The 15,215-nt window shown below is 40.0% G+C and carries 9 protein-coding genes and 1 rRNA gene; 7 read left to right on the plus strand and 3 right to left on the minus strand.

Going from position 1 to position 15,215, the window contains the following annotated elements; genetic code table 11:
* Positions 1-7 precede the first annotated feature (7 nt).
* From DRF67_RS20515 to DRF67_RS20545, 7 genes are all read left to right on the plus strand, one after another.
* Positions 8-1,528 carry a SusD/RagB family nutrient-binding outer membrane lipoprotein gene (locus tag DRF67_RS20515; protein ID WP_115930163.1) on the plus strand — a complete coding sequence of 507 codons (1,521 nt, stop codon included), beginning with the start codon at positions 8-10 and terminating at the stop codon, positions 1,526-1,528.
* An 82-nt stretch (positions 1,529-1,610) separates the two neighbouring features.
* Positions 1,611-3,956 carry a phosphocholine-specific phospholipase C gene (locus DRF67_RS20520; protein WP_115930164.1) on the plus strand — a complete coding sequence of 782 codons (2,346 nt, stop codon included), beginning with the start codon at positions 1,611-1,613 and terminating at the stop codon, positions 3,954-3,956.
* A 186-nt stretch (positions 3,957-4,142) separates the two neighbouring features.
* Positions 4,143-4,721 (plus strand): hypothetical protein, encoded by a 579-nt coding sequence (locus DRF67_RS20525; RefSeq protein ID WP_115930165.1) that lies wholly within the window; start codon positions 4,143-4,145, stop codon positions 4,719-4,721.
* 103 nt (positions 4,722-4,824) lie between these two features.
* Positions 4,825-5,628, plus strand: a complete 804-nt coding sequence (locus DRF67_RS20530; protein ID WP_228435876.1) for a WxL protein host-binding domain-containing protein — start codon at positions 4,825-4,827, stop codon at positions 5,626-5,628.
* A complete protein-coding gene (locus DRF67_RS20535) occupies positions 5,621-8,368 on the plus strand; it encodes a COG1470 family protein (RefSeq protein ID WP_115930166.1) in 2,748 nt (915 codons plus the stop codon). Before DRF67_RS20530 ends, DRF67_RS20535 begins: the two co-directional genes overlap by 8 nt.
* Positions 8,365-8,886, plus strand: a complete 522-nt coding sequence (locus DRF67_RS20540) for a hypothetical protein (protein ID WP_115930167.1) — start codon at positions 8,365-8,367, stop codon at positions 8,884-8,886. Before DRF67_RS20535 ends, DRF67_RS20540 begins: the two co-directional genes overlap by 4 nt.
* 10 nt (positions 8,887-8,896) lie before the next feature.
* The gene (locus DRF67_RS20545) at positions 8,897-9,475 is read left to right on the plus strand and encodes a hypothetical protein (protein WP_115930168.1); all 579 of its coding nucleotides are present in this window, start codon (positions 8,897-8,899) and stop codon (positions 9,473-9,475) included.
* A gap of 101 nt (positions 9,476-9,576) precedes the next feature.
* Here DRF67_RS20545 and DRF67_RS20550 read toward each other — a convergent pair whose 3' ends face one another.
* The 3 genes from DRF67_RS20550 to rrf all read right to left on the minus strand — a co-directional run bounded on the left by DRF67_RS20550 (position 9,577) and on the right by rrf (position 15,027).
* Positions 9,577-11,472: a SusD/RagB family nutrient-binding outer membrane lipoprotein gene (locus tag DRF67_RS20550; RefSeq protein WP_185142138.1), complete on the minus strand. Its 1,896-nt coding sequence runs from the start codon at positions 11,470-11,472 to the stop codon at positions 9,577-9,579.
* 19 nt (positions 11,473-11,491) lie between these two features.
* Positions 11,492-14,398 (minus strand): SusC/RagA family TonB-linked outer membrane protein, encoded by a 2,907-nt coding sequence (locus DRF67_RS20555; protein ID WP_115930170.1) that lies wholly within the window; start codon positions 14,396-14,398, stop codon positions 11,492-11,494.
* Between the two features lie 521 nt (positions 14,399-14,919).
* Positions 14,920-15,027, minus strand: a 5S ribosomal RNA gene (rrf, locus tag DRF67_RS20560).
* Between the last annotated feature and the right edge of the window lie 188 nt (positions 15,028-15,215).

Here is a 15,215-nt window from a genome sequence, read left to right on the forward strand (position 1 = left end):
TCAAACAATGAAAAATAATATATTTCAAAGCAAAGGATTACTAGGAAAAGTAGCCAAACAGCTTATCTATTCTGTAATGGCTGCAGGAATACTGACATTAGCTTCGTGTGAATCCAATCTTGACACCATCAATGAAAACCCCAATGATCAGGCCAGTATTGATCCCAAATATCTTCTGACTTTTGTTTCAAAGTATACCTTCCAGGTAAATGGTGATAATATGTATGCTTCGCGAATGCTGATCGGTACCGATGGCGAAAATACCTACCAGTATATGAAATGGAATGAAGCTTCCTTTGAACCTTATAGTAAAGGGATTTTGAATACGGTAAAAATGATGCAGGAAGCTGAGAAAATCGGTAATAAGAATTATGTGGCTATCGGTAAGTTTTTCAGAGCGTATCATTTCTTTAATGTAAGCCTTAAAGTAGGAAGCATCCCTTATTCTGAAGCAGTGAAAGGCGAGTCCGGCATTACACAACCAAAGTATGATAGCCAGGAAACAGCAATGGCCGGAATTTTATCAGAACTGAAAGAAGCTAATGATCTCATTAATAACAATGATAAAATTGAAGGAGATATTATCTACAATGGTGATGCCTCAAAATGGAAAAAGCTGATCAATTCTTTCCGTCTTAAGGTTTTAATCACCTTATCTAAAAAAAATACGGTAGGCAGCTATACTCTTGCTTCAGAATTCGCCTCTGTTGCAGGAAGCCAGCCCCTGATGAGCAGTGTTGCTGACAATGGTGAGCTTAAATTCGCTGATGCTGCCGACAGCAGGTATTCAATGTTCAACAACAGCGGATACGGATCAAGTTTATATATGGCGGATTATTTCATCAATCTGTTTAAAGAAAGAAAGGATCCACGTCTATTTACTTTTGCGGCTCAGACTACAGGAGCCAAGGAAGCCGGTAAAGCCATCACCGATTTCAGCGGTTATAACGGTGGAAACCCTATCTCTTCCTATTCTGATAATGCGGCCTTGATTACAGCAAAAAACATCTCTAAAGTAAATGACCGTTTCTACAAAGACCCAACGAATGAGCCAGCTTCTGTGTTAAGCTATTCTGAACTGGAGTTTATTCTGGCTGAAGCGGCTGCGAGAGGATGGATTTCCGGATCAGCAAAAACACACTACGACAATGCCATCAAAGCCAGTTTCAGTTTTTATCAGACTTATGTAAAGAATCCAGGACAATATTTCTCAGGTTTTGATGTCAACCAATATCTGGCATCACCTATGGTGGTCTATAATAATTCGGCTTCTTTACAGACTCAGCTGGAAAAAATTATGACTCAAAAGTATATGACCATGTTCCATCAGGCACAATGGACTTCCTATTATGATTATTTAAGAACCGGATATCCGAACTATCCTTTAAAGGCAGGAGTAACGGCTCCGTTCAGGTTCAGATATCCTCAGTCGGAATATAACTATAACAGCAATAATCTAAAAGCGGCTCTTACCGCTCAGTATGGAGGAAATGACAATATCAATTCCAAACCTTGGTGGTTACAGTAAAATCTGCCTATTTTTATATAGAAACAAAAAAAGCGCAGGAAAATCCTGTTAATTTGCAGTTGCTTTCTTATCACGATTGAATATGAACAGAAGAGAATTTTTAGAAAAATCAAGTATTTTACTGGCTGGGCTGGGAACTTCCAGTGTTCTTCATCCCTCTATCTTAAAGGCATTAGCGATAGAGCCGGCAGCCCGGTCTACTTTTTATGATGCCGAGCATGTGGTGATTCTGATGCAGGAAAACCGTTCGTTTGATCACGCTTTCGGCTCATTGAAAGGGGTGAGAGGGTTTCTGGACCAGCGGGCGTTTATCAAGGAGGATGGGCACTCAGTTTTTTTTCAAAAAGAAACTACCGGAAAATATGCTTCACCCGCCCGCCTGGATTTACGAAATACGAAATCAACGTGGATGAGTTCCCTCCCACATTCATGGGCCGACCAGCAAAAAGCACTGAACAAGGGTAAATACGACCAGTGGCTCCAGGCGAAAGCTTCGGGAAACAAAGAATATAAAGACATTCCTCTCACATTGGGATATTACAACCGTGAGGACCTTCCCTTTTACTATCAACTGGCAGATGCATTTACAATATTTGACCAGTATTTTTGCTCTTCACTGACGGGAACTACGCCAAACAGGCTTTTCCTTTGGTCCGGAACGTTAAGAGCACAGCAAAGTGGGAAGGTGAAGGCTAATGTGGTGAATGAAAACATTGACTACGATACGGCCCGCCAGGCAAAATGGAAAAGCTTTCCCGAAATTTTGGAAGAGCAGCAGATTTCATGGCGCATCTATCAGAATGAGATCAGTCTTCCCAAAGGAATGTCTGGTGAACAGGAAGCATGGCTCAGCAATTTTACCGATAACCCTATCGAGTGGTTCTCCCGCTTTAATGTAAAGTTTTCAAAAGGGTATTATGAAAATATCCCCCGGATTATTGACCGCCTGAAACAGGAAATTATAAAAAATCCCGACCGTAAAGAAAGGCTCAACGCGCTCATTTCTGAGCTCCAGGAGGATCAGGTAAAATATCATCCCGACAACTATTCAAAGCTTTCCCAGACAGAGAAAAATCTCCACGAGAAAGCTTTTACCACCAATTCTCACGACCCTGATTACTGGAATCTTGAGATCGGGAAAGATGAAAACGGCGAGCGGCTGGTTGTTCCTGAAGGCGATGTATTGTCCCGGTTCCGCCAGGATGTAGAAGAGAAAAAACTGCCTCTGGTCTCCTGGTTGGTAGCTCCCGAACATTTTTCTGACCACCCCGGATCTCCGTGGTATGGAGCCTGGTATATTTCTGAAGTTTTAAATATTCTGACCAAGGATCCTGAAATGTGGAAAAAAACAATCTTCATTATCAATTATGATGAGAATGACGGATATTTCGATCACGTTCTTCCTTTTGCACCGCCTGTAAACCCAAACCAGCCGGTTGATATGAACGGCAAAGAAGGAGTGGAATATGTAGACAGGTCTCAGGAATACATGTCCAAAACGGTGTTAAAGGATTATGAAAAAGTAGAAGGAACGGTAGGACTGGGATACAGGGTTCCTATGATTATTGCTTCCCCTTGGACGAAAGGAGGCTTTGTGAATTCTGAAGTTTCAGATCACACCTCTGTATTGCAGTTTCTGGAGAAGTTTATCATGAAAAAATTCAATAAGGATGTACATGTAGACGCTATCAGCGACTGGCGGAGAGCTGTTTGCGGTGACCTTACTTCAGCATTCAGTTCATCGGGCACTGGGGCTCCCCACATGAAGTATCTGAATCAGAAAGACTATACGCAAACCATTAATGCCGCAAAAAACAAACCTGTCCCTGCATTGAAATGGTATTCTGAAAATCAACTGAATCCAGGTCTTCTCGAAATTCAGGAAAGGGGGGTAAAACCTTCCCATCCGCTTCCTTATAACTTTCATGTGAATCTTGAAAACGGGAAGATCATCATGACCAACCTGAAGGAGAATGGAGTTCCGTTGCTGATGTATGACAGAACACAATTCAGCAATAGCAATTATCATTTTTCGTATGCGCTTTACGCAAAACAGGAACTATCACATTCTGTTCATTCCGGAGCCTACGATTATGAAATTTTTGGTCCCAATGGTTTTTTTCGGAAGTTCAAAGGCAATGTTAGTCCTCATCTTGATGTCATTTTGGTCAATAATAATTCAAAAAATCAGGTGGAGCTTATTTTCAGGAAACACAAGGCAGAGAATGTTACATTTGCCCTGGAAAACCTCTATGAAAAATCTAAAAAGGGAATAACTCTACAAAAAGCTGATGAAAAGATAATTGTTGATCTGCATAAAAATAAAGGATGGTACGATCTGAAAATCTTAACAGAAGGCCTTGAATGGCACTTCGCAGGGAGAATAGAAACAGGAAAGGTTTCGGTTTCTGATCCACACTGGGCATAAAATCATCTATCAAATCCTGTAGAAGAAACTACAGGATTTTTTGATCAAAATGCCTGATTCTTTATAGTATTTTCATCAACTATAATAAAATATGACCTCCAAATAAATGACAATATAAAAAATATCGTATATTTTTTCCATGATATGTTGAATTTTATTATATTCACTTAACTAATTATCAATATCATGAAAAAATTAAACCTTACTCTTGCATTGTCGTTATTTGCAGTTGCCGTATCCGGAAATCTGAGTGCACAGGATACCAAAACGGACAGTCACACCATCACAATTTCTATTCCTGAAGTTGCACTGGTTGATATAGAACCTGCTGCCACCAAAAACCTTACTCTTGGATTTACAGCTCCTACAGAAGCGGGAAATCCCGTTATTCCAGCCACTGCCAACAGTACTCTATGGCTCAATTATTCCTCGATCAAGTCAGAAACAGAACCAACCCGTAATGTTACTGTAAGTCTTAATGCCCCTATTCCGGGAGTGGATATCAATGTGACAGCTGCTGCAGCTACCGGTTCAGGAGGAGGTACTTTGGGATTGTCAGCAGGCTTATTGACTTTAAGTGCAGCCGGTCAGACGATTGTATCAGGGATTGGAAGTGCTTACACCGGTAATGGTGCTAATAACGGACATAATCTTACGTATGCTCTGGCTGCAGGAAGTGGTCCTGGGGGAGTGGCAGCTTATGCAGATTTACAAGCAACACCAACTACCCAAGCTACCGTTACCTACACCATATCAGACAACTAGAACTTAAATAATATACTATTTTCTGATTCAAAAAAACAAGAAGAAATTGCGTCCCAGTTTCTTCCTGCTTTTTGTATGAATATTGATTAAATCCAAATTTTACATGATGATAAAACGTATTCTTCTTTTAATCACCCTGATTTTACAGTTTAGCTTTTTACATGCCGGCATTGTGATTCTCAACGGACTTACGCATTCCTATACAGTAGAAAACGGAAAAGTATATAAAGGGAAAATTGCGATTGAAAATACGGGCAGCCAGCCTCAAAGTATCAAATTATTTTTGCAGGACTTCTCGTATACTGCTGATGGGACAACGCATTACACGGCGCTGCACAGCCATAAAAGAAGTAATGGTGACTGGATAAAGTTTAATACGAATTTAGTAACCCTGAAAGGCAGGGAAAAAACAGAGGTATTTTACGAAATCGCGATCCCGGACCACGTCAAAGATCCAGGCAGCTACTGGAGTGTGGTTATTGTGGAACCGGTAGAAGATATAAAACCCAGCGACAATAAGCCAGGAGTAAATATTACTTCTGTCATACGATACGCGATTCAGATCATCACAAATTATGATACGGAAAAGGCTAAACCAGACCTTAAGTTTGAAAGCGTAAAAGTAGAAAAGGAGGATGGGAAACGCACCGCAAGAATTGCGATAGCCAACAACGGAAATCTTTATTGCAAGCCGACAGCATCTCTTGAGGTTTATAACCGTACAACAGGAGCAAAAGTAGGTACTTTTTCAAGTTTAACGATGGGATTACTGCCTTCTACCTCCAAGACATTTTACATTGATATCAGTAAAGTACCACCCGCTCAGTACAAGGCTACAATAATAGCTACGGACGAAGACGAGAACGCTTTTGCGCTCAATGTGGAACTAGAAGTAAAAAATGATTAGAACCTGGACATTTATAATTGTATTATTATTCCCGCTATTGGCTTTTTCTCAGCAGCAGTCAGACCGGCTGAACAGCAAAAGAGATAGCCTTATGCCGGGAATGTCTACTTCTATACCTTTCACCCTGGAAAATAATTCGTCTGAAAACAAAGTATATGAGGTCTCCGTGAGCACATCAAGTCCTCTGATTACGCCCATACTAATGGAAGGAGAATTCCGGATTGCACCCTATGAGACTTCGGTATATCTTGTTCCTTTACGGGTAGCCACAGAAACATCACAGGGGTCCTATATGGTAACACTTCACATGACCGACCGGCATAGCGGGACAGGTTTAACAAAAACCTCAAAGATTACAGTTGCCGGTAACCGGAAACTTTCCCTTACGGTTCTGGAATTTCCGGAATTCGTAAGAGCAGGGGAAACGATCCGGGCTTCCTTCCTTTTAAAAAATAATGGAAATGTAACCGAAAATACCATTCTGGAAAGTAAAAATGGTGTGGTTGATCATGATGCCGTATTGGCTCTGGCACCAAATGAATCGAAAATAATCAATATCCATAAACCGACAAATTCTGAACTGGCACAAAATGAATTCCAGAACCTAAATCTTTCGGTATACCCACAAAATCACCCTTCGGAAAATCAAAGTGCGTATGTGAGTACACAGGTCATATCGATAAAGCCGTCGGAAAACGATATTTATCACAGACTTCCGGTGGCCTTTTCGTTATCATTTATCGGAATGCAGAATATGGGCGTGTATAACGATGGGTTCCAGGGTGAGATTTATGGGAAGGGTACGCTTGATAAAGACCATAAAAACCAGGTAGAATTTCACGCCGTTACAAAAAATCCGGCAGAGTTCAATACTTTTACCCAATATGAAGAGTATTTCATCAATTATAAACGGGAGAATTTATTTGTTCATCTTGGTGATAAAACCTATTCATCCTCATATCTGACAGAGTTTGCGCGCTATGGCCGCGGAGCAGAGGTACGGTACGATTTTAGCAGGGTAAGCCTAGGGGGATTTTATAATCATCCCAGGTTTTTCCGGGATATCAAGGATGAGTTTAATGTCTATTCATCCTTCAGAATTGGCAAGGAGTCTGAAATTTCCGGCGGATATCTTTATAAGACTCCCCGAAAGGGAACCATACGTTATACGGATGTAAGATTAGACTCAGAAGCTCATCTTCCTTATGCTAAAGGAAAGTTCAGGGTTTCTAAAAACATCACCCTTTCCGGGGAATTTGCTTACAGTACGACCAAGAAAACTGAAGGAACAGCTTATTTAGTCCAGGCCGAAGCCAGTTTTGCAAGATTAAATGGTAGTTTAATGTACATGAAGGCGAGTCCTGAATATGCAGGATATTTTACCAACACCAATACTTTTAACGGGAATATTCAATACCGGTTATCAAAAAAAATCAGTGTATTGGCTACTTATACGCAGGATGCTAAAAATTTTGAACGGGATACTCTATTCCTGGCTGCCCCCTACAGGCAATACTTCCATTATGGAATACAGTATCAATATCTGCCTACTGGCCTTATTATGCTTAATAACGGCTATCAGAAATATCAGGATCGTCTAATGCCCAGACAATTTGATTATTATGAACGTTTTTTCAGGGTAAGCCTGAACCAGCAAATCGGAAAATTTCAAATCAATCTTGAGGGACAAATTGGAAAAACAGACAATTATCTAACCGGATTTAATGGCAATTCCAGCTTTTATTCGGCCAATCTCTCATTTGAAAAATTCAGAACCTCTTTTAATCTCTTTGGAAGCTATGCCATTACTTCCCGATATCAAATGCAAAACCAAAAACAGCTTTATTACGGAGCAAGGGTTTTCAGCAAGTTTTCTGATAAGACGAGCTTAAGTATCTTTTATCAGAATAATTATATTCCTGAAGAATATTTCAAAGACAGAAATCTGTTTGAGTTGTTATTCCACCAACAGCTCTTTCCCGGAAATGAGCTAGATCTCTCAGGCAGATATTCGTTACAAAGGGGCGAGATAGGCAATAAAGATTTTATATTTTCACTTCGCTATACCTGGCGGCCTCAAATTCCGGTGCAGAAAGTTGCAGAGTATATTTCTTTATCAGGGAATATTAGTAATCTTGGGATAAAAAGAACAGAGGGAGTAAGATTGATGCTTGGAAGCTATTTATCCGTGACAGATAAAGAGGGAAATTATATATTTAAAAATGTTATTCCTGGAAATTATTTCCTGGAAATAGACCGTTCTACGATAGCGATCAATGATATTCCGACTGTTATTCTTCCAGCAGCGCTGCCTCTCAATAATAAAGAAAACATTTTTAATTTCGGACTCACTACCGCAGCGAATATACAGGGATATATCCAACTTTCTGAGACAGAAGAAAAAAATCAGACGGATCCTGAAATATTACAAGCTAAAGGAAAAAACAAAAGGGAAAGTATCGTTGTAGAAGCGGTTAGTAACGATCAGACTTTTCGTAAAATCTGCTTTGTAGGAGAAGGTTTTGATTTTACTTATCTGCGACCGGGAGACTGGACAATTAAGCTGTATAGGAATGGACTTAATAAACGGTATAAAATTTCAACAGACAAGTTTCAGTTTACTTTAAAGCCTTCAGAAACAAAAAAACTTAACATCCAGATCGTTAAACAACAGATCGAAATTAAGTATCAGCAAGAATCCCTAAAAGTAGGATATAATCAAATAAAAAGTAAGAAATGATTTTGAAACGCTCCCTAATATTTGCATCTTTTATTTTTTCCGGCTTTTTGTATTCTCAGGCGAATGTTACTTTTACGTTACCTGTTGTGACTTTAATGGATGTAGAGCCTACAGGAAATATTACATTAAACTTTACAGCACCTACTGAAGCTGGAAATCCTATTGGTAATCCAACTCCTAATACCTCAAAGTGGATTAACTATACTTCTGCAATTGCTTCGGGAGGACTTACCAGGAAAATTACAGCAGCGATTAGTGGCACACTTATTCAGGGAGTGAATATCAGACTGCAGGCGGCGGCGTCCGGGGCAGGAGGAGGTACTTTAGGAGTACCTTCAGCACAGGTTACTCTTACCAATACACCTGTTACCATTATTAGTGGTATCGGAGGGGCTTATACCGGTAACGGGTCGAATAACGGACATCGTCTTACTATTTCCCTCGTTCCCAGCACCTATACAGCTCTATCTGCACGCTCCAATACAACACTTACCATTGTCTATACCATCACAGAGTAAAAACTGAAATATGAACATGAATAACCACTCTCGCAAAGAAATGAGCCTAAAAAGATATCTGTATATTATTCTTTTATTCATCAGTAACTTTATGGAAGCACAGGTAGTAAACGTCTCCGGCAACTGGGCAGCCAGCATCCCTTCTATTACTGAAGCCGGAAATAATTATACCGGGACTTATGATAATACAGCCAATACTGGTGCTAATCAAATAAAACTATCCGGAACATTACCAGGATCTTTTCTCAATCTTCTTTCAAGCTCAGGAGCAAAAATGACCATGCATTACACATCCAATCCCTGGAACAGTTCTATGATTCTGTCTGCAAAAAGAACTGGCGGAACCACAACGATAAACGGTGTATGTCTTCTTTGTACAGCTAATATCAATGGAGGAGCTAACTACATTCCAATACCGGAAACATCCGATGTAACATTTGTAACATTCACTTTTAGCGGGCTTTTAGGACTTGGTAACAGTGTTACTTTTGCAGATATTGTTTTACTGCTGCAGGTATCAGGTGTTTCTGTGACAATCCCTGCCAACAGCTATGGAGCCCGGGTGGTTTTCACGATCGTTGCCAATTGATGCAGCGAATCATTGAAGATGATGACGGTGAATTTGCCATTATATTCAAAAAAGAATCCTTTTCAAATGCAGGAAAAGGATTCTTTTAAAATTTGGCTAAATTAATGTTTGGCCCACCAAAGAGGCGTCAGTACGGCATCGGAGCCGCCCAGCAACTGGACTGCTTTATCATACCCGACCTGATCTGTATTTCGGAATGTACTTGGATACCTTAATCTCTGAGGGAAGTTCAGAATAGAATTGGTCATATAATTTCCGGAAGTCAGATTAGGGAGATTAACCAATGGTGTTTCTATTGCAGGATTTTCAAAAAACGGCAATCCCAACCTTCTGTGATCGCTCCATGATTCCAGCGGAAGCCAAGGCATATTGGCGATATACTTCTGCGTGATAATCTTCGTTAATTTATCATTTTTAAAAGATCCGTTTTTATAGATTGTATTAACGGGATATTTAATATCTACTGTCATTACGTTTCCGCTTACCGGATCTTTATAATTCATGCTATGACTCGTTCCCGGTTCTGCCGTATGGGAATAGGATACGGAGGTTCCATCTCTGTTATAATCTGTTGACATGATATACTGACCGTAAAACTGGGACACCCCGTTATAGGTAAAGCTATCCTGTATTCCTTTGTTATAGGCGGCTTCATCCCCCATAGGAACAGCCCAGCCTTTCAGCGCTGCTTCTGCCATCAGGAAATAGGTTTCCCAGCTGGCAAAGAAAATTCTAAAATTGTTGCCTTCTCTGTATTGCTTTCCCAGGGCAGGCATACACCCTATTACCCCTCTTAACCCGTTTCTCTGTCCTTTCACTCCCCAGTTTCCTATGGTAGTCGTATTCCACGTATTTACGGTATTGATGGTCACTTTGGATCCGTTGGCAAAGGTAAGGTCACCATAATTGGTTGTAGCCTGATTGGTATAGGTTGGGTACAGTGAATAAATCGGATTGGTAAGATCCCCCGGAATATAAAAAGTTTTGTATGCTCTCGGATCTATTTTGTTGGGCAGACCGTCCAGCCAGTACCCCGCACTTGGATCATTGGTCATTGTGGAGAATTGTTCATCATACCTGATTCCAATATAGTCGGATGGCTTCACTGCGGTATGTTGTGCAGCAGGTAACTGGTCAGTAGATTTGACTCCGCCTAAACCGATGTACATATTATTAAGGGTTGCCGACAAGATCTGGGAATTCCATTCTCTGGACATTACTCCTGACAGGGGATTCCAGCCTTTATCTTCTTTTACTTTAAAATTATCATCACTGGTACTGATCAGCATATTAGAGCCGGCTGCCTCCTCAAATTCAGCCTTGGCTTTTACGGGATCTACTTCTGAGATTCTCATTGCCACTCTCATTCTCATAGAATTGGCATATTTTACCCACTTACCCCAGTTAAAACCATACACCATATCATAAGCATTAGGGTTATCGGGTACCGCCTGATTGACATTCATTTTGGCAACGGCATCCTTCAGCTCGTGCAAAATAAAATAATACACTTCTTTTTCAGAATTAAACCCCGGATTCATCCCTTTAAAAGCCTGTAGAGGTTGCGGTCCAAAGTTATCAGAAAATTCACTCATCAGGTAGGCTCTCCAGATTCTGGAGACCTGAATAAGATTATCGTAGTAGGGCTTGCCCTGCCCTATCGCTTTCTTTTCATTGGCTATTTCTATTGCCGCGTTCGCATTGTTCAGCCATTCTGAAATACCCTTCCAGTATTCCACGGTCCAGGAATCGTCATAGGTACCTCCGGCAATTCCTGTAGTCAGATGTTGTCTTGCTGCGGTTTTCCAATACAGAACAAAAACACGCTCAGCAATATTAGGATCCTGCTGTGCTCCCAGGATAGAGTTGTTAAGAAAATATTCAGGTTCAGCTTTATCGATATCTACTGCGAAAGGATTTTTATTAATGTCTTCGAAGTCATTGCAAGAACTAAGAACTGTGGCCAGTGCCAGGAAAGAAATGATATATTTTTTCATGATTTTATTATTATACATTTTAAAAACCTAACGTAATAGTGAATAAATAGGATCTGGTAGTAGGGAATGAAAGGTTTTCAAATCCCACAGCATTGGAATTGATCGCAAATACAGATTCCGGATCAATACCTTTTGCCTTACTGTAAAACATCCATACATTATTAGCCGTGAACGCGACCTTAGCACTCTGCAACGCAAATTTTTGGAACAGGCTCTTCGGAAAACTATAAGATAACTGAATATTTCTTAATCTGATATTGGTGGCATCATATACGTTCTGCTCTGTTATTCCAAGATTTCCTGCCGTTACCGCTGCCCAGTAATCCTGTTGTGTAACTTCCTTGGTATTGGCGATATATCCTCCCCCGCTCTGACTCACTACAGCGTCAAGCACAAAATTATCACGTCTTCCTCCCGGCGCAGTATCTGCAGCAAGCCCCACTTTCTGTAAAGCTGACTGGGTGGATGAGTAAAACTTCCCGCCTATACGTCCATCAATCTGAAAAGAAAGCCCGATATTTTTATAACTGAAGCTATTGGTAAGCCCAAATAATGCCCTTGGTGTCTGGTCTCCTAAATAATACTGATCCGGAGTTGCCTGAGGCAATCCATTCTCTCCTACAATTAGTTTTCCAAAATCAGCACTATTCGGATCCTCTACTCTTAAGAATTTCGTCCCGTAGATCGTACCATACGGCTTCCCTACTTCTGCAAAAAATGCAACATTATCATAGCCTCCCAGGGGATATTTTGAGATTGAACCATCAAGCTCCTTAACTTCACTATTTAACCTGGAAAAATTTGCATTAATATTCCAGTTAAAGTTTTCTTTTCTGAAAATATCGCTGTTCAAAACAACTTCGATTCCACTGTTATGAATTTTCCCAGCATTAATTTTCCTTGACTCATAACCAGAAAGTGGATTCATTGGCAAACTAATCAATTGCTTTGTTGCATTATTATTGAAGTAGCTTACATCTAAAGATAGTCGGTTAAAAAACTTGAGATCGACTCCTACTTCAAAAGTTTTCAACATTTCTGCCTGCAAATTTTGATCAAATAGAACTTTTTCCCGTCCCAAAATAACATGTCCGGTAGGATCTGCAGAAAGTTTGTAGGTATTGTACAATTCGTAAGGATCTAATGAACCTCCCGTTACCGCATATGCCGCACGGAGCTTTGCAAAAGTGAGGACTTTGGAAGTTGACCCATTTAGTTTATTCAACATTTCCGTTACCACCAAAGAGGTGCTTACAGAAGGATAATAATAAGACCTGTTGACAATGTCTAAGGTAGAAGACCAATCGTTTCTTGCAGTGGCATTGATAAACCAATATCCATCATAATTAATTTCCACAGCAGCAAAAACCGAATTAATTTTTTTCCGCAGGTCTACTTCGTTATTGGCCATACCCGCAAGATCACTCGTGTTGTTTACACTAAAAACATTAGGAACAATAAGATTCTGAGTACTGAAATAAAGTGCATTGGTTCTGGATTCCATCATTTGGCCATACACCGAAACCGAGCCGCCCCATTTTCCAAATAAATTATCTCGCTTCGCTGTAAGACTTGCGATGTAATTGTTCTCATAAAATTTTTCATTGCTGGTTGCATATGCATTTCTTCGTGATGACCCGGTCCATACTTTTGCATCTGCATTCAAGGCGTAAAAATCAGTTCCCAGTCTAACATCTGCACTTAGCCAGTCATTGAACTGATATTTAAGATAGGCATTCAACAGAACCCTGTCTTTTTTATCTGCATTAAGGCTATTATAAGCAGACCAGTAAGGATTGATTCCATTGGGGGAAATCCAGTTTGATTTTACATTATTCTGGGTCTGCCCCTCACGATAATCCCGGATGTTTATATTCTGGGGCATCAAGAGAATATTAGAATAGTAATTTCCATCTCCTCTTCCTCCTGAAGGCCGGTTCTTCGCTTTACTACTGATATACTGAACCTTTACTTCAGATGTCCATCTTTTCTGGGCTCCAAAAGTTGAATTCATTTTAGCCATAAAATTGAATCTTTCAAATCTGGAATTCGGGATGAGGCTGTTATCATTTAGATAAGTTCCCGATGTATATAAGCTTGTTCCTTCCCCTAAGTTTGTCTGGAAATTCAGAGTATGTTGAGAATTAACTCCTGTTCTGAAAAAATTGTTCAGGTTGTCGTATCGCTCCATACCGGATTCTGAAAGCGAGGGTCCCCAGGAACTTGTATTATCACTATTCGAAGGATTGGCAATACCATTAAGTCCCAGTCCAAAACTCTTTTGCAGATCGGGCTTCATAAAAATAGTTTCGAAACCTAAGCTGGTAGAATAATTGATTCCCAGGCCTCCTTTTCTCTTACCGGTTTTAGTGGTAATCAAAATCACACCATTTCCTCCTCTGGCACCATATAATGCAGAAGCTGCCCCTCCCTTCAGGACTGACATACTTTCGATATCATCAGCATTAATATCATTCAGCCCATTTCCCATATCCAAATCAGGATTCCAGAAATCATTATTAAAATTACCATTGTTCTGCTTCGCTTTAACTCCCATACCATTACTTAACGGAACCCCATCTACAACGATAAGAGGTTGGCTATCCCCTCTGAGGGAGTTGAAACCTCTCAAATTAATCCTCGACGAAGACGCAGGCCCAAATCCTCCTTTCAGAACCTGGAGCCCGGCAACCTTACCAACAAGAGCATTCGTTACATTTGTTTCTTTAGCATCCACAAGAGCCTGACCTTTGACATCCTGAAATGAATATCCCAGGGTCTTTTTTTCTTTCTTCACCCCATACGCCGTCACAACAATTTCATCAATCTTAGCTGTCTTGGTAGAATCCGTATTCTGCGCAGACAATTCATTGAAGCAAAAAAATAAAGATGGGAGAAGTCCTATCTTAAGTAGTGTTCTATTCATATATATAATGTGATTTATTGCAAATATAATATTTTAACAGTATTCAATGACTCAACATAAAAAATTATATAAAAAACAATAAAACAAAAACATATCGCAATAATAATCAATAAGTTCTGAGATTAAATAAGATTTTTATAACTTAAAAAGCAGGATTAAACGTATAAAAATCTGTCGGAGCTATTCCAGAGTTTTGCCAATTATATAGACCAACCAAAACAATTCGGCTATTCTGAAGCATTCCACACAACAACCTTGAAGTAAATATTTTATTGATCCTTATTCAAAAATAACAGTATAGTATATCAGCTGTTCTGGCTATAAACAATTCATCTGTGTAAATCTGTGAGATCTGTGGTTTATGATCTTTGTTGCTGGTTGTTTCGTTGCTGGTTTATTGGTTGCTGGTTGGTTGTTTCGTTGCTGGTTGAGTAGTTGGTGGATTGGTAGTTGCCTTAAGTATAAAGCCAAAAAAAAAATCCTTTATCTTGACGATAAAGGATTTTTAAAAATAAAATAAAAACTGGCGGCGGCCTACTCTCCCGCGTTAGCAGTACCATCGGCGCTGGTGGGCTTAACTTCTGTGTTCGGAATGGGAACAGGTGAGCCCCACCGCTAAAACCACCCTAAAGAAGGTATATAAGATAAAGAGAGCTCAGATTCAAGATGCAAGACTTTAGTATCTTGGTTCTTGACTCTTGGTTCTTTTATCTGGTTTATCGATAAAAACTTTCACAAAGAGCTAACCTTGCTGCACTTTCGTGCGCCATATCAGGCTATAAATCTACGGGTAATTAGTACTACTCGGCTATGACAT

It is taken from the genome of Chryseobacterium pennipullorum (assembly GCF_003384725.1).
GTDB lineage: Bacteria > Bacteroidota > Bacteroidia > Flavobacteriales > Weeksellaceae > Chryseobacterium > Chryseobacterium pennipullorum.

Bases quoted from the DNA above. Each gene is read 5' to 3' on its own strand.
- DRF67_RS20515 (WP_115930163.1), top strand. From the start codon at position 8: ATGAAAAATAATATATTTCAAAGCAAAGGATTACTAGGAAAAGTAGCC.
- DRF67_RS20520 (WP_115930164.1), top strand. From the start codon at position 1,611: ATGAACAGAAGAGAATTTTTAGAAAAATCAAGTATTTTACTGGCTGGG.
- DRF67_RS20525 (WP_115930165.1), top strand. From the start codon at position 4,143: ATGAAAAAATTAAACCTTACTCTTGCATTGTCGTTATTTGCAGTTGCC.
- DRF67_RS20530 (WP_228435876.1), top strand. From the start codon at position 4,825: ATGATGATAAAACGTATTCTTCTTTTAATCACCCTGATTTTACAGTTT.
- DRF67_RS20535 (WP_115930166.1), top strand. From the start codon at position 5,621: ATGATTAGAACCTGGACATTTATAATTGTATTATTATTCCCGCTATTG.
- DRF67_RS20540 (WP_115930167.1), top strand. From the start codon at position 8,365: ATGATTTTGAAACGCTCCCTAATATTTGCATCTTTTATTTTTTCCGGC.
- DRF67_RS20545 (WP_115930168.1), top strand. From the start codon at position 8,897: ATGAACATGAATAACCACTCTCGCAAAGAAATGAGCCTAAAAAGATAT.
- DRF67_RS20550 (WP_185142138.1), bottom strand. From the start codon at position 11,472: ATGAAAAAATATATCATTTCTTTCCTGGCACTGGCCACAGTTCTTAGT.
- DRF67_RS20555 (WP_115930170.1), bottom strand. From the start codon at position 14,398: ATGAATAGAACACTACTTAAGATAGGACTTCTCCCATCTTTATTTTTT.